14 protein-coding genes are annotated in these 15,586 nt (G+C 67.3%); 8 read left to right on the top strand and 6 right to left on the bottom strand.

Going from position 1 to position 15,586, the window contains the following annotated elements; all coding sequences use genetic code 11:
- The 4 genes from VPH47_RS00445 to VPH47_RS00430 form a co-directional block, all read right to left on the bottom strand.
- Complete coding sequence (locus VPH47_RS00445; RefSeq protein WP_368849874.1) at positions 1-1,398, bottom strand: cytochrome ubiquinol oxidase subunit I; 1,398 nt, start codon at positions 1,396-1,398, stop codon at positions 1-3.
- A gap of 247 nt (positions 1,399-1,645) precedes the next feature.
- Positions 1,646-1,861, bottom strand: coding sequence for a hypothetical protein (locus VPH47_RS00440; protein WP_368849873.1), 216 nt, complete (start codon positions 1,859-1,861; stop codon positions 1,646-1,648).
- Positions 1,858-2,511 carry an RNA polymerase sigma factor gene (locus VPH47_RS00435; RefSeq protein WP_368849872.1) on the bottom strand — a complete coding sequence of 218 codons (654 nt, stop codon included), beginning with the start codon at positions 2,509-2,511 and terminating at the stop codon, positions 1,858-1,860. Before VPH47_RS00435 ends, VPH47_RS00440 begins: the two co-directional genes overlap by 4 nt.
- A 37-nt stretch (positions 2,512-2,548) precedes the next feature.
- The gene (locus VPH47_RS00430) at positions 2,549-2,878 is read right to left on the bottom strand and encodes a hypothetical protein (RefSeq protein WP_053451142.1); all 330 of its coding nucleotides are present in this window, start codon (positions 2,876-2,878) and stop codon (positions 2,549-2,551) included.
- Between the two features lie 167 nt (positions 2,879-3,045).
- Between VPH47_RS00430 and VPH47_RS00425 the strand changes: the two genes are divergently transcribed.
- The 7 genes from VPH47_RS00425 to VPH47_RS00395 all read left to right on the top strand — a co-directional run bounded on the left by VPH47_RS00425 (position 3,046) and on the right by VPH47_RS00395 (position 11,441).
- Positions 3,046-5,415, top strand: a complete 2,370-nt coding sequence (locus VPH47_RS00425) for a S9 family peptidase (protein ID WP_125893347.1) — start codon at positions 3,046-3,048, stop codon at positions 5,413-5,415.
- Entirely contained in the window at positions 5,412-5,831 is a 420-nt protein-coding gene (locus VPH47_RS00420) for an NUDIX domain-containing protein (protein ID WP_368849871.1), read from the top strand. Before VPH47_RS00425 ends, VPH47_RS00420 begins: the two co-directional genes overlap by 4 nt.
- Before the next feature lie 30 nt (positions 5,832-5,861).
- Positions 5,862-6,419, top strand: coding sequence for a hypothetical protein (locus tag VPH47_RS00415; protein WP_153854825.1), 558 nt, complete (start codon positions 5,862-5,864; stop codon positions 6,417-6,419).
- 35 nt (positions 6,420-6,454) lie between these two features.
- A complete protein-coding gene (locus VPH47_RS00410) occupies positions 6,455-7,576 on the top strand; it encodes a hypothetical protein (RefSeq protein ID WP_368849870.1) in 1,122 nt (373 codons plus the stop codon).
- Positions 7,577-7,613: 37 nt separating this feature from the next.
- Positions 7,614-9,230: a hypothetical protein gene (locus VPH47_RS00405; RefSeq protein ID WP_368849869.1), complete on the top strand. Its 1,617-nt coding sequence runs from the start codon at positions 7,614-7,616 to the stop codon at positions 9,228-9,230.
- Positions 9,231-9,284: 54 nt separating this feature from the next.
- Complete coding sequence (gene hemF / locus VPH47_RS00400) at positions 9,285-10,181, top strand: oxygen-dependent coproporphyrinogen oxidase (RefSeq protein WP_049446973.1); 897 nt, start codon at positions 9,285-9,287, stop codon at positions 10,179-10,181.
- Between the two features lie 96 nt (positions 10,182-10,277).
- Positions 10,278-11,441, top strand: coding sequence for a hypothetical protein (locus tag VPH47_RS00395; protein WP_110714137.1), 1,164 nt, complete (start codon positions 10,278-10,280; stop codon positions 11,439-11,441).
- Positions 11,442-11,514: 73 nt separating this feature from the next.
- Here VPH47_RS00395 and VPH47_RS00390 read toward each other — a convergent pair whose 3' ends face one another.
- On the bottom strand, positions 11,515-11,994 hold the full coding sequence (locus tag VPH47_RS00390; RefSeq protein ID WP_110714138.1) for a DUF421 domain-containing protein: 480 nt from the start codon (positions 11,992-11,994) through the stop codon (positions 11,515-11,517).
- Between the two features lie 368 nt (positions 11,995-12,362).
- The gene (gene polA, locus VPH47_RS00385) at positions 12,363-15,137 is read right to left on the bottom strand and encodes a DNA polymerase I (protein ID WP_368849868.1); all 2,775 of its coding nucleotides are present in this window, start codon (positions 15,135-15,137) and stop codon (positions 12,363-12,365) included.
- A 99-nt stretch (positions 15,138-15,236) separates the two neighbouring features.
- Here polA and VPH47_RS00380 point away from each other — a divergent pair, with 99 nt between their 5' ends.
- Positions 15,237-15,521 carry a DUF2782 domain-containing protein gene (locus VPH47_RS00380; protein ID WP_110714140.1) on the top strand — a complete coding sequence of 95 codons (285 nt, stop codon included), beginning with the start codon at positions 15,237-15,239 and terminating at the stop codon, positions 15,519-15,521.
- Positions 15,522-15,586: the final 65 nt, after the last annotated feature.

Raw genomic sequence — 15,586 nt, 5'->3', positions numbered from 1 at the left:
TCAGCGCTCCTCCAGCGGTTCATCGGCGGCCGACAACGGACGTGCCGGGGTATGGCTGCCATGGTCCAGCGACGGCCCCTCGGCATACGGCTGCGGCCCATGCCGCAGGATCTTCACCAGGTACCAGATGCCCCAACCGAACACGAAGGCGTAGCCAACCACATAGACGCCCAGCGACAGCGCGGTCATCCACGCGCTCTGCGGCCCCACCGCATCGGCGGTGCGCAGCACGCCATACACCACCCACGGCTGGCGCCCCATCTCGGTGACGAACCAGCCGGACAGCAGTGCGATGAAACCGCTGGGCAGCATCCAGTTCCAGCCGCGCAGCAGCCACGGCGAATCCAGCAGCTTCCTGCGCCACAGCTGGAAAGCCGACACCCAGGCCAGCAGCAGCATCAGCGTGCCCAGCCCGACCATGATGCGGAAGGCGAAGAACACCGGCGTCACCGGCGGACGTTCGCTGGCCGGCACCGAGGTGAGAGGGTCGAAGGTGCCGTCCAGGCTGTGGGTGAGGATGACGCTGCCCAGCTTCGGGATGGCCACTTCGAAGTCGTTGCGCTCTTCCTTCTCGTTCGGCAGCGCGAACACCACCAGCGGCACGCCCTCGCCTTCCTTGGTTTCATGCCAGTGCGCTTCCATCGCCGCGATCTTCATCGGCTGATGCTTGAGCGTGTTCAGGCCATGCATGTCGCCGACGAAGATCTGTACCGGCACGGTCAGTGCGGCGAACGCCACCGCCGCGATCAGCATGCGCCGCCCCGCTTCCACGTGCGTGCCCTTGCGCAGGTACCACGCGCCCACGCCACCAATCACGAAACAGGTGGTGATGAACGAACCCAGCGCCATGTGCGCAAGGCGATAGGGGAACGAGGGATTGAACACCACCCGCCACCAGTCCACCGGATGCACGATGCCGTTGACCATCTCGTAGCCGGCCGGCGTATGCAGCCAGCTGTTGGACGACAGGATCCAGAACGTGGAGAACAGCGTGCCCAGCGCCACCATGCAGGTGGACAGGAAATGCAGGCGTGGCGAGACCCGGCCCCAGCCGAACATCATCACGCCGAGGAAGCTGGCTTCCAGGAAGAACGCGGTCAGCACCTCGTAGGTCAGCAGCGGGCCGATGACCGTGCCGGCCACTTCGCTCAATCGTGGCCAGTTGGTTCCGAACTGGAAGGCCATGACGATGCCGCTGACCACGCCCATGCCAAACGACACGGCGAAGATCTTCTGCCAGAAGAAATACAGCTCGCGCCACACGGGCAACTTCGTGCGCAGCCACCGCCATTCGATGAAGGCCAGCCAGCTGGCCGTACCGATGGTGAAGGCGGGGAACAGCACGTGGAAACTGATGACGAATCCGAACTGGATCCGGGACAACAACAACGCGTCCAAGGGACGCCTCCTGCCTGTGACCGGTGGGATACCGGACCACTTTAGGAGGATTTCGTTAAGCCGGGATGCGACCGGGTGACGCGCTGCTTCACTTTGTCGCAGGCGGGAAGGCCTGCCAGGCATGGCCCAGCACTACGAATTAACCACTTTGGTAGCTGCCAACCTTGGTTGGCACACACGCCCAAACGCCGACCAAGGTCGGCATCTACCAACAGCGACTAGAGCAGCCCACCGCCCGGAGGGCGCCTCAGTTCCAGAAGTACCAGACAGCTGCCGCCACCAACGCACCCAACAACACCACCTGCACCACCACATAGCCCACACCACCGTCGCGCGACTCAGCGGCAATGCGCTTCTGCAGCGCCTCGCTCACATCCGGTGTTTCTTCCTGCTGCGTCTGCTCACGCAACGCCTGCGCCAGCGCGCGCTTTTCCGCATCGCGAGGGTCGGTCGATGGGCTCACAGCAGCTCTCCGGCGGTGGCATGCCGCGTCAGTTCCTGCTTCAGGACCTGGCGCGCGCGGTGCAGGTGGCTCTTGATGGTACCGCGTGCCAGCCCCGTTACCTGTTCGATCTCGGCCAGATCGAAATCCTCCAGGTAATGCAGGCCGACGATCAGGCGCTGCGGTGCACTCAACCGTTCCAGCGCTGCGCCGAGCTGGCGCCCTGCCTGCAGTGTCTCGCTCAGTTCAGCCGGCCCCGGACCTTCATCGCCGACGCCCAGTTCCTCGGGTACTTCCACCGCCACCATCCATTGCGCCTCCAGCCGTCGCCGGCGCAGGTGCTGCAGCGCGGTGGTGTAAGCCACCCGCGAAACCCAGGTGCGCAGCGAGGATTCAAAGCGAAAGCGGTGCAGCTGGCGGAACACGGCCAGGAAGGTCTCCTGCAGCAGGTCGGCCACCTGATCGCGGTCGCCCACCATGCGCCCGATCACATGTGCGCAGGTGCGCTGGTGGGTCTCGACCAGCTGCGAAAACGCCGCCTGCGAGCCGTCGATGATGGCCCGCACCAGGGCCCGGTCCGCATCCAGCGGTGCGGCGGGTGCCGCCGTCGCCGCTGCTTCGTGGCGACGACGGCCCCGCAGTGCCGACAGTGCTTCGCCGAGCAGGCTCATCTGCGGGGCGCCCCCTGTGCCCGTGGCATGGGCCGGCTCAGCCCTTGCGTGCGGCAGGACGGGTGAAGTGCCAGGCCAGCAGCTGGCCGAGGCCGGCGCTGCCGACCAGCGCGGCGGCGGCACCGAAGGTCAGGTCACGCGCACCGATGACTTCCAGCAGGGCCATGGCCAACGCCAGGCAGACCAGGCTGATGCCCCAGCGCAGCGCACCCTGGCGGCGGCGTTCTTCTTCCAGCACGGCCAGCGAGCGGATCACTTCCTCCGGCACGTGCGGGGCCACCAGCTTGCTGCGCGCGCGGGCATCGGCAATGGCGTGGATCGCGTAGGCGATGCAGATGAAGAGGGTGATCGGGATCAGTTCCTGCATGGTCGGGCTCCTGTTCGGTGGATGATGCGGGTTCAGGAGAATGGATGCGCGAGGCCGGCTACCGGTTGCACCACTTTGCCAATCCCGCTGCCATGACCTGTGGCCCCTGCCCCGGGCCCTTGCGGCTGCTACGCTTGGCCGGTTTCCTCTTCTGGTGCCGTCCGCCCATGTCCCGAGTGCTGCCCCTGTCCCTCCTGCTGTCGGCCGTGCTGGCCGCACCGGCTGCGCATGCCGCGCCGACGCCGATCACCATCGAACAGGCCATGGCCGACCCGGACTGGATTGGTCCGCCGGTCGAGAAGGCCTGGTGGTCGTGGAACAGCCAGCAGGTGGAATACCAGCTCAAGCGCAACGGCAGCCCGGTGCGCGATACCTTCCGCCAGCCGGTGGCCGGTGGCGTGGCCGCACAGGTGGCCGATGACCAGCGTGGCACCCTGGACGTGGCCGAGCCGGTCTACGACCGCAGCCGCAGCCGCAGCGCCTTCGTCCGCAATGGCGACGTGTTCGTACGCGACCTGCGCAGTGGCGCGCTGACCCAGCTGACCCGCAGCAACGAGCGCGCGGGCAACGTGAACTTCGCTGCCGACAATGGCGTGATCTGGCGCGTTGGCCAGAACTGGTTCCACTGGACCGCCGCCAGCGGTGTGCAGCAGGTGGCCAGCCTGAAGGCCGAGAAGGATCCGCGTACGCCACCGAAGGCCGACGTGCTGCGCGACCAGCAGCTGCGTACGCTGGAAACCCTGCGCCGCGACCGCGACCAGCGCGAAGCACTGAAAGACCAGGACCAGCGCTGGCGCCAGGCCGATCCGACCCGCGCACCGGGCCCGGTGTACTTGGGCACCGACGTGGAGATCGCCGACAGCGTGCTGTCGCCGGACCTGACCCACCTGATCGTGGTGACCAAGCCGAAGGACTTCGATGACGGCCGCGGCGGCAAGATGCCGCTGTACGTGACCGAGTCGGGCTACGAGGAAACCGAAGACACCCGCACCCGCGTCGGCCGTAACGGCTTCGAGCCGCACACCCTGTGGTACGTGGACGTGCGCACCGGCAAGGCCGAGAAGGTTTCGCTGGCCGGCCTGCCTGGCATCAGCACCGATCCGCTGGCCGAGCTGCGCCGCAAGGCCGGCAAGGACGCGCTGAAGGGCGAGCGCAGCCTGCAGGTGATGAGCGACTTCATGGGCGGTGGCATCCGCTGGAGCCCCGATGGCCAGCAGGCCGCGGTGATGCTGCGTGCCAACGACAACAAGGACCGCTGGATCATCAGCGTCAACGCTGCCGATGGCCGCGTGCAGAACCGCCATCGCTTGACCGACAACGGCTGGATCAACTGGGGCTTCAATGATTTCGGCTGGATGGCCGATGGCCGCACGCTGTGGCTGCTGTCGGAGGAATCGGGCTTCTCGCACCTGTACACCCAGGCCGGCACCGCCAAGCCGCAGGCGCTGACCAGCGGCAAGTGGGAAACCTCGGCGCCGGTGCCGTCGGCCGATGGCAAGGGCTTCTACTTCCTGTGCAACCAGCAGGCCCCGCATGACTACGAAGTCTGCGCGGTCGACACCGGCAGCCGCCAGGTGCGCGAGCTGACCAGCCTCAACGGCGTGGAAGACTTCTCGCTGTCGCCGGACGGCCAGCAGCTGCTGGTGCGCTACTCCGGCGCCTACCTGCCGCCGCAGCTGGCCGTGCTGCCGAGCACCGGCGGCCAGGCCCGCGTGCTGACCGACACCCGCACCGCCGACTACAAGGCGCGCCAGTGGATCCAGCCGAAGCTGGTGGCAGTGCCGTCCAAGCATGGCGCCGGCGTGGTCTGGGCCAAGTACTACGAACCGGAAAACAAGGAACCGGGGAAGAAGTACCCGATCGTGATGTTCGTGCACGGCGCTGGCTACCTGCAGAACGTGCACCAGCGCTACCCGGCCTACTTCCGCGAGCAGATGTTCCACAACCTGCTGGTGCAGAAGGGCTACATCGTGCTGGACATGGATTACCGCGGCAGCGAGGGCTACGGCCGCGACTGGCGTACGGCGATCTACCGCAACATGGGCCACCCGGAACTGGAAGACTACAAGGACGGCCTGGACTGGCTGGTCGATACCCAGCAGGGTGACCGCGATCATGCCGGCATCTACGGCGGTTCCTACGGCGGCTTCATGACCTTCATGGCGCTGTTCCGCTCGCCGGGTACGTTCAAGGCCGGCGCCGCGCTGCGCCCGGTGGTCGACTGGCACCAGTACAACCATGGCTACACCAGCAACATCCTCAACACCCCGGACATCGATCCGGAGGCGTACCGCGTGTCCTCGCCGATCGAGTACGCGCAGAACCTGCAGGACAACCTGCTGATCGCCCACGGCATGATGGATGACAACGTGTTCTTCCAGGACTCGGTGAACCTCACCCAGCGCCTGATCGAACTGCACAAGGACAACTGGTCGATCGCACCGTACCCGCTGGAGCGCCATGGCTACGTCCGCGCCGATTCCTGGCTGGACCAGTACAAGCGCATCCTCAAGCTGTTCGAGCAGAACCTGAAGTGAGCAACGCCGCGGCCACGATCCACATCGTGGCCGCGGTCATCCTGGATGACCGCGGCCGGGCGCTGGTGGTGCGCAAGCACGGCGCCACCCGCTTCATCCAGCCCGGCGGCAAGCCCGAACCCGGCGAAGCGCCACTGCAGGCGCTGGCCCGCGAGCTGGACGAGGAACTCGGCGTGCAGCTGTGCACCGATGCCTCCATCACGCTGGGCACGTTCCAGGACTGGGCGGTGAACGAACCCGGCCACCGCGTGCAGGCACAGGCGTGGTGGGTGCGGGTGGACGGCACGCCACAGGCACGCGCGGAGATCGCCGAACTGGCCTGGGTGCCGCTGCAGCCACCGCACGGCCTGCCCTTGGCACCGCTGAGCGAACACCATATCCTGCCGGCCGTCGCCACCCGGGTGACGGCCCGCTGATCGCGCGGGCACCGATTGCAAGGACACCGGATGTCAGTGCCGCTCCCGCCGCCCTCGTTGCAGCCTTCGCCCTACCACGCGTGGATTCGGCCACTGGTGCAAGCCTCCTTCTGGCTGTCCGCGCTGCTGGCCGGCTATTTCGCGCTGCAGGGTCTGCTGGTGTGGCCGCTGCACGACGCTCCACTCTGGCAGCTGCTGGCGGGTGAAGCACAGCATCGGCAGATGCACAGCCTGACCTGGCTGCTGGCGCACCCGGTGGGTGCCTCGATGATCACCGCACTGCTCTGCCTGGTCTCGGCCGTGGCCAGCTGGGGGCTGCTGCGCGAGCGCCGCTGGGGCCTGTGGTGCTTCGTGGTGATGCTGCTGGTGAGCGCACTGGCCAATTTCGCGATCACCTGGTGGTTGGACGTGTTCATGCGCGACATGATCGTGCTGCTTGCCGACGAGCCGGAGATGCAGCAATCGCTGCAGCCGCGTCGCTGGATGATGACCTTCACCCTGCTGGGCACTTCGGTGCTGTTCCTGGGCCTGCAGGGCTGGCTGGCCTGGCGCCTGTTGCGGCCCGACATCCGCTCGCGCTTCCACTGAGCCCCTTCCCCTTCTCGCACGACAAGGACCGTCGCATGCGCTTGCTGACTCTTTTCCCTGCCCTGTTGCTGTTCGCCGCGCTGCCTGCCAGTGCCGATGCCCTGCGCTGCGGCGAGTACCGCAGCGTCGATGACGGCATGGCCCTGGTGTTCACCACCCCCAGCAGCGGTTACCGCGACAATGGCATCGGTGAGCCGGAACCGCTGTGGGTCGATCGCAGTGCGGCACAGACGCGCCTGGTCATGCTCGACGATGGCGTGGCGGAGCCGATCCGGATCAGCGCCGATGGGCGGCGCATCGAGGACGACGTGCTCGTGGTCTATACCCTGCGCCAGCCCAGGGCCTGCGCTGTCGAGCCCAGCGCTGTGGCCGGCAGCTGCCGCGCTGCTGGCAGTTACTGCATGGTGCAGCTGCCAACGGCCTCACCCGGCCAGGCCCGGCGCGCCTGCGACGAGGGTGTGGGCGCCGGTTGCTCGGCGCTGCTGCAGCAGAGACTCGAAAGCAACACCGCGGCAGCGACCGATGGCGCCGGCAGTGCGCACTTCGAGCGCCCGCCAGCCTGCCGCGAGCACGCCCCCACCCACGATCCTCAGGTCTGCGAAGTGCTGACCGACGATGATCTGGCTGCCGCCATGCGACGGGTTGATCAGCGCCTGGAACAGGCCGAGAAGGCACCGAAGGGACCGCCGTTGCCCCTGGCGGCGCTGCAACAGCTGCAGCAGCTGTGCCTGCAACACCGTGGTGGCCGCTTCTGCATCGAAGTAGCCGCGCAACAGTTGGACGCGCTGCAACCTGCGTTGGCGGTGCAGGCCCTGCAGGTGGTCTGCGATGCTGGACGCGTCAGTGCCTGCGAACGTACCGCACCGCTGCGTGAACTCGGCGCCGACCTGCACCTGGTGGCGCTCCAACATGTGCCGTGTGGCCGCTACCAGGCCGACGGTGGCCAGTTCGACAGTTTCGACTTCGGCGATGGCACGCAGGCCCGCCTGCACGAAGGCGCCGTCCAGCTGCAACAGAACGGCGAAACGTTCGTACTGCGCCAGCTCGGCAACGGCGACCTGCTCGGCATGGACAACCAGACGGCCTACCAGCGTTACCAGCCCGTGCCAGGCACGGCACAATGCATGCCCCCGCGCGAGGGCCGTGGTTCGCCGTAGCGCCTGGAGTTTCCCGTTCGATCGTCAAGGAGACGACATGCATTCACCCGCACCGCGCCGCCGCTGGCTGGCCTGGGCGTTGCTGCTGGCCGCGCCGATGGCCTCCGCACAGTCACTGCAATGCGGCCTGTTCAAGGCCGATGAAGGCAGCAGCACGCTGCGCATCAGCTCACCCAACCGTGGCGAGCAGAAGCACTTCGGCAGTGCGCCGTCTCCGGTCGTGTTCCAGCAGATCGACGGGAAGCTGCAACTGGTGAATCTGGAGTACGGCCTGCCCAGTGCGCTGCAGGTTCGCGATCGTGGCCGCACGGTCGAGGTGGATGGCACGGTCTACCTCCTGCAGACCCCCGCACAGTGCGCCGCAGCGGCCATACCGGCTGAAGGCAGCTGCCTGGCCGATGCGGCGGCGTGCCTGGACAACCGTCGCGAAGCGACCCCGGCCGCCCTGGAAGCGGGGTGTCGCGAGGGCGTGCCCGGCATGTGCCTGCAACTGGCTGATCGTTGGCACGAGGAGGCTAAACCCACGGTCGAGGCCGATCCCGCCCTGGCAAAGGCAGCGCTCGACGCGGCCCTGTCGGGCATCAAACTCCCCGCCGCCTGTGACGATGGCGGCTTCGAACAGGGAACCCCGGCGTGTGCGGCCGCACTCGAGGCCGACCCCGCAGTGCAGGAGCAGCTGGTCAAGGCCGCGATGACGGCCGCCATGACCGAAGCCATGGTGACGATGGCTGGCCCGGACTCACCGGTGATCATGCCTGTACAGCGACGCCAGCAACTGCTGCAACTGTGCCGGGAGACAGCGCAGGCCGGCTTCTGCGAGCGCGTGGCCGAACTGTCCTGGGAGTCGGGAGATCACCTGCAGGCGGTGCAGGCCCTGGCGGCGGCCTGCACCGCCGGCAACGAGCGCTCCGTCTGTGAGCGTCTGCCCGCACTGCAGGCGGTGGTCGCATCGCTGCGACCGCAGCCCGCGACTGCATTGCCCTGCGGCAATTACCGGTCCGACGGGGGCCTGATGGACACGCTGGACTTCGGCGATGCCGGCCTGGTCGGTGTGGGCTGGAGCAGCCATCTTCGCGCACGCGTCGAAGCGGGCGACATCCGCATCCGCCACGACCGGGGCGGCGACTTCGTGCTGCGCCCGCTGCCTGGCGGCCAACTGCTGGGCCTGGATACCTGGACCCGTTTCCAGGTGTTCGTCCCCACCGGCGAGGGCCCGACCCGGTGCAGTGCACCAAAGCAGTTCAAGGTGCTGCCACTGCCGCAGGATTGCCCGCTGGCGCTGGCCAACGAGGGCGGTGCCGAAGCCTGCTGTGCCCAGGGCAAGCTGCAGGGCTGCAACATTCTCGGCAACCGCCTTGCGCTGTCCGGGAACTGGCTGCAGGCCGCCGAGCACTACACCACGGTCTGCCGCGCCGGCGTCCGCGAGGGCTGCGAGAACCTGGTCACCACGCAGGGCAACGGTGCGGAACTGGACGCACGGGCAACCCTGGAGCAGCTGTGCAAGGCCGACCGCAGCGGCCTGCACGTGGCCTGCGACGTGCTCGGCACCCAGAACTGGGAGCTGATCACGCTGGGCGGTGCCCTGCAGAAGGCGGTTGACGAGGCGGCCGTGGACGACGCTCCGGCGCCGCGCACTTCCAACCGCAAGCGCTGAGCCCGCCAGGGCCTGTCCGCTGCGTCGGGCGGGCCCTGCGGTAAAGTACGCGCCATGAACGAATTCGAGCGCGTGCGCGCCTACCTCACCGACCTGCAGGACCGCATCTGTGCGGCGATCGAGGCCGTCGATGGCCAGGCCCGCTTCCAGGAAGACCTGTGGCAGCGGGCCGAGGGCGGTGGCGGGCGTACCCGCGTGCTGCGCGATGGCGCGGTGTTCGAGCAGGCCGGCATCGGCTTCTCCGACGTGGCCGGCAGCCGCCTGCCGCCGTCGGCCTCGGCCAACCGCCCGGAACTGGCCGGCGCCTCCTGGCGCGCTACCGGCGTGTCGCTGGTGTTCCACCCGCTCAACCCCTATGTGCCGACCACGCATGCCAACGTGCGCTTCTTCCAGGCGCAGCGCGACGGCGAAGTGGTGGCCAGCTGGTTCGGTGGTGGCTTCGACCTGACCCCGTTCTATCCGTTCGACGAAGACGTGCAGCACTGGCACCGGGTCGCACGCGACCTGTGCACCCCCTTCGGCGACGAACGCTACGCCGCGCACAAGCGCTGGTGCGACGAGTACTTCTTCCTGCGCCACCGCAACGAAACGCGCGGCGTCGGTGGCCTGTTCTTCGACGACCTGCATGGCGACTTCGAGCGCGATTTCGACTACCTGCGCGCGGTCGGCGATGGCTTCCTCGACGCCTACCTGCCGATCGTGCAGCAGCGCAAGGACACCGCCCATGGCGAGCGCGAACGCGAGTTCCAGCTGTACCGCCGTGGCCGCTACGTGGAATTCAACCTGGTCTATGACCGCGGCACGCTGTTCGGTCTGCAGAGCGGTGGCCGCAGCGAAAGCATCCTGATGAGCCTGCCGCCGCGGGTGCGTTGGGAGTACGGCTTCAGCCCGGAGGCCGGCAGCGCCGAGGCGCGCCTGGCCGATTACCTGGTGCCGCGCGACTGGCTCTGATCTTCCGGCACCGCGCCTGGGGCGTGGTGCTTTCTCCTGCCTGCGGTGCGTCCTGCACCGGGCAGGTCGTGTTCTTTCTTCTTCAAGGATGATGTCATGCCTGCTGTTGTTGCCCTCCGCCACCGCGCTGCGGGTTGGCGCTCCCTGCTGTTGCTCGCGCTGGCCTCGGCCAGCCTGCCGGCTGCCGCGCAATCGATGGCCTGCGGCACCTACAAGGACAGCGGCGGCACTATCACGCTGACCATCGAGAGCGAAGGCCACGGCTTCCTGTCCGGCCCCTACCAGGCCACCGAGGAACTGCGCATCGCCCGCCAGGAAGATGTGCTCGGCACCGGCAACCTGTCCACCGGCCGCCTGGAAAACTGGTACTTCTCGGACAACGACCGCACGATCAACACGCCCTATCGCGAGTTCACCCGTGAGCATGCTGCCGCCTGCAAGACGATGCCCGAGCCCATCGAGGGTGGCTGCGTGATGTACACCTCCGAGTGCCTGGAGGCATTGCCGGAGGCCGCGCCGGTGAAGCTGCACGCCTGGTGTGCCGAGGGCGTGGGCGCGGCCTGCACCCAGCTGCTGGAGACCTACCAGCAGCAGGCCAAGGACGCCGCGCCGGAAACGTCCGAACCGCCGATGCCCGAGATCTGCAAGGAGGAGTCACCGTCGTTCGACGCCGAGGGCTGCACCGCAGTGGCCAGGAAGATCGCTTCGGAAATGATGGGCAAGGCCCTGCTCGGCCTGCAGCATTCGGTGGATGCGCCGCTGCCGCCCGCACAGCTGGATGAGCTGACCGAGCTGTGCCGCGTGCAACAGGGCGAAACATTCTGCGCCGACGTCGCCGAAGCCTTGTGGAGCGGTGGCCGCCTGCAGCAGGCCCGCGATGCGCTGCAGCGTTCCTGTGCTCAGCGCGCGGATGCCCCGGCCTGCGGGCCTGCCAAGGACCTTGCCGTTCTTGCCAGCGCCTCCGCGTCCGCGCTCACGCCAGTGCCAGCCACCGCGATGCCCTGTGGCAGCTTTGAAGCCGAGCGCAGCGTGCTGTCGCAGCTGCGCTTCCTCGAGGGTGGCGTGGTCGAGGCCGGAGGCCGCGAACAGCCACTGCGTGCGAGCCTGCGCGAAGGCCGCATCCTCATCCATCGCGATATCGGCAGCGACTTCGTGCTGCAACTGCTGCAGAACGGCAACCTGGTCGGCATCGACAGCGGCAACCGTTTCGCCTATTACGAGCGCAAGCCTGCTGCGGGCAACGCCCGCTGCACGCCATGAACGATGCCGCGTAGCGCCGAGCCCATGTTCGGCTGAAACCCAGTGCAGCCGAGCATGGGCTCGGCTCTACAAGTCAGGTGCTCTTCCTGGGAATGATGGTGATGTGCCCGTTGATCTCCAGCAAGGCCAGCTCGACATCTTCCACGCCAAGGCAGCCCTGCTGGCGCATGGCGGCCTCGAAATCCGAGCGGGTGACCTGTTCCCGCCGCAGAACGGCGTCGAACAGGCGGCCATCGCGTGCGATCACCACCGGTTCTCCTTCTACCAGGCGTTCAACCCGCCGGCTGCGGGTACTCACCCAACCCACTCCGTAGTTGAGCAGGATCAGGGTCGCCGCCAGCAGCAGGCCGCCGCCCAGCGAGGTATCGGTGCCCAGCAGCGCGTTCTGCACCGCGTTGCCCAGCAGCACCACCAGCAGCACGTCGAACGGGGTGATCTGCCCCAGCGGGCGCTTGCCACTGAGCCGGACCATGCCCAGCACCACGACATACACCACCACCGCGCGCAGGATGAACTCCCACCACGGCATCGCCAGTGCGAACAGGTCGGGCATTGTCTTCCCCTGCGGATCGGTGGCCCAGCCTAGCATCCGGGGTCAGATCCCTTTGCCCGATGGGCAAAGGGATCTGACCCCATCCGAGGTTGTGACAGCACAAATAAAAAGCCCCGCTGACCAGGGGGAGGTCAACGGGGCCGGGGAACGGGCACTTGGGGAGGAGTCCCCGTTCCGAGATCTGCTCCAGGGGATGGGAGAGATCCACAACAGGCGTTGCGCCTGTCGAGAGTTATAGAAGCACTCCGAACACTAACGGTTCGTGAAGGGGCCCAATTTAATGAACTTCCATCAGGGCAACATTCATGATCGAGTCAGAAAGCTCCGGCGGATGAACGAATTCACGTCGTTTTCGGCCTGAAATGCACTCAGTGGGCTTCGTCCCAGTTGTTACCGACACCGGTATCGACCACCAACGGCACCCGCAGTTTGGCCGCTTGCGACATGCGCTCGACCACCTGCAAACGCAAGTCTTCAACGAAACTGCTTTCGGTTTCGAACACCAGTTCATCGTGCACCTGCAGGATCATCCGTGCCGGTGCGCCGCTGTCACGCAACCACTGGTCCACATCCACCATCGCGCGCTTGATGATGTCGGCGGCGGTGCCCTGCATCGGTGCGTTGATCGCAGCGCGCTCGGCACCGGCGCGCAAGCCCTGGTTGCGGGCATGAATGTCGTTCAGGTACAGGCGGCGGCCGAACAGGGTTTCCACGTAGCCCTGGTCGCGGGCCTGCTGGCGCATCCGCTCCATGAAGTCGCGAACGCCCGGGTAGCGACTGAAGTACAGCGCCACATAGTCCTGCGCCTGGCCGCGGTCGATGCCCAGGTTGCGGGCCAGGCCGAAGGCGCTCATGCCGTACATCAGGCCGAAGTTGATCGCCTTGGCCGCGCGGCGTTCGTTCGGGGTCACTTCCTCCAGCGTGCGGCCGAACACCTCGGCGGCGGTGGCGCGGTGCACGTCGGCGCCCTGTTCGAAGGCACGCACCAGGCCCGGGTCCTCGGACAGATGCGCCATGATCCGCAGCTCGATCTGCGAATAGTCGGCCGCCAGCAGCTGGAAGCCCTCCGGGGCGATGAACGCGCGGCGGATGCGGCGGCCATCCTCGGTGCGGATCGGGATGTTCTGCAGGTTCGGGTCCGAGGAGGACAGGCGGCCGGTGGCGGCACCGGACTGGTGGTAGCTGGTATGCACCCGGCCGGTGTCCGGGTTGACCATCTCCGGCAGCTTGTCGGTGTAGGTGCTGCGCAGCTTGGCCAGGCCCCGGTAATCCAGGATCACCCGCGGCAGCTCGTGCTGGTCGGCAATCGCCTCCAGCGCCTCTTCATTGGTGCTGGGCTGGCCCTTCGGGGTCTTCACCACCGCCGGCAGCTTCAGCTCGTCGAACAGCACCGCCTGCAGCTGCTTGGGCGAATCCAGGTTGAAGCTGCGGCCGGCCAGCTCGGTGGCCTTCTGCTGCGCGGCCAGCATGCGCGAGGACAGGTCCTGGCTCTGCCGGCGCAGTTCGTCGGTGTCGATCCGCACGCCATTGGCTTCGATCGTGGTCAGCACCGGCACCAGCGGCATCTCGATGTCGCGGTACACGCTGTCCAGCGCCGGTTCGGCCAGCAGCTGTGGCTGCAGCGCGTGGTGCAGGCGCAGGGTGACGTCGGCGTCCTCGGCCGCATAGCGGCTGGCTTCGTCGATGCCCACCTGCGAGAACGGAATCTGCTTGGCGCCCTTGCCGGCCACGTCCTCGAACTTGATGGTGCTGTAGCCCAGGTAACGCAGGGCCAGCGAATCCATGTCGTGGCGGGTGGCGGTGGAGTTGAGCACGAAGCTCTCGAGCATGGTGTCGTCGTGGTAGCCCTGCACCTCCACGCCATGGCGGCGCAGCACATGCAGGTCGTACTTGCCATGCTGGCCCAGCTTTTTCTTTGCCGGGTCCTGCAGCGCCGGGCGCAGCGCATCCAGCACCTGCTGCATCGGCAGCTGCGCCGGCGCGCCCGGGTAATCGTGGCCGACCGGAATATAGGCGGCCTTGCCCGGCTCGACCGCCAGGCTGATGCCGACCAGGCGCGCGCGCATCGCGTCCAGCGCATTGGTTTCGGTATCGAAGCTGATCAGATCGGCCTGCTGCAGGCGCTCGACCCAGGCCTGCAGCTGCTCGCTGGTCAGCACAGTCTCGTATTCACCTGGCGCGGCCAGCGCCGGATCCAGCGTGCCAGCAGCGGGGGCCTCGGCGCTGCCACGGGCGAAGCCGGCGGCGGTACCGCGCAGGCTCGGGGTAGCTTCGCTGGCCACTGCGGGCGCCGGCAGTGGTGCACCCAGTTCCTTCAGCGCCTGGGTGAAGCCATAGCGCGTGTACAGCTCGGTCAGCACCGGTACGTCCTGCTCACGCAGGGCAAGCGTGGTCGGGCTGGCGTCCAGCTCCACGTCGGTGCGGATGGTCACCAGCTCGCGGTTCAGCGGCAGGCGCTCCAGCGCGGCGCGCAGGTTCTCGCCGATCTTGCCCTTCATGGTCGGCGCGGCCGCCATCACGCCGTCCAGGTGCTGGTACTCGGCCAGCCACTTGGCGGCGGTCTTCGGACCGCATTTCTCCACGCCCGGCACGTTGTCGACGGTGTCGCCCATCAGCGCCAGCAGGTCGATGATCTGGTCGGCGCGCACGCCGAACTTGTCCATCACCGCCGCATCCGAATCCATGCGGCTGCCGGTCATGGTGTTGACCAGTTCGATGCCCGGGCGCACCAGCTGGGCGAAGTCCTTGTCGCCGGTGGAGATGGTCACCTTCAGGTCCTGCGCCAGGCCCTGCAGCGCCAGCGTGCCGATCACATCGTCGGCCTCCACGCCGGGAATGCGCAGGATGCTGATGCCCAGCGCCTCGACGATGCGGCACATCGGTTCGACCTGGCTGCGCAGCTCATCGGGCATGGGCGGGCGGTTGGCCTTGTACTGCTCGTACAGGTCGTCGCGGAAGGTCTTGCCGGGCGCATCGACCACGAACGCCACGTAGGCCGGGCGCTCCTTCAGCGTCGAGCGCAGCATGTTGACCACGCCGAACAGCGCGCCGGTGGGTTCACCCTGTGCGTTGGACAGGGGCGGCAGCGCGTGGAACGCGCGGTACAGGTAACTGGACCCGTCGATCAGGACTAATCTGCTCATGGGTCGATTCTACGCGCCCGTGCCTGCACCGCGGCGACACGGCACGTGCGCGGCGATGGGGCATAATCGAGGCTCATTCCAGGCAAAGGAACCCCACCCATGAAGACTCTGATGCTGGCCTCCCTGCTCCTGTTGGCCGGCTGCGCCAGCATGGGTGGCGCGGGCGCTCCCCCGGTCGACGTCAAGGGCGCGGATGTGTCCAAGCGCACCATGGACAACGGCGATGTCATCGAGGAATACCGCGTGTCCGGCCAGCTGCGCATGGTCAAGGTGACCCCGTCGCGCGGTGCGCCGTTCTACATGTACGACAAGAACGGCGATGGCCGCATGGACAACGACAAGGACGGCGTGTCGCCGGTGTACTGGAAGCTCTACAGCTGGTGATCTGACAGGGTCGGATCCCTTTCCGCAGGAAAGGGCTCTGCCCCATCGGGCGACGCCCGTCCACG

The sequence above is a fragment of the Stenotrophomonas sp. WED208 genome, assembly GCF_040984485.1.
Taxonomy (GTDB): Bacteria; Pseudomonadota; Gammaproteobacteria; order Xanthomonadales; family Xanthomonadaceae; genus Stenotrophomonas; species Stenotrophomonas riyadhensis.
The sequence above is the reverse complement of the archived record's forward strand: the minus strand, read 5'-3'. Positions and strand labels throughout refer to the sequence as shown.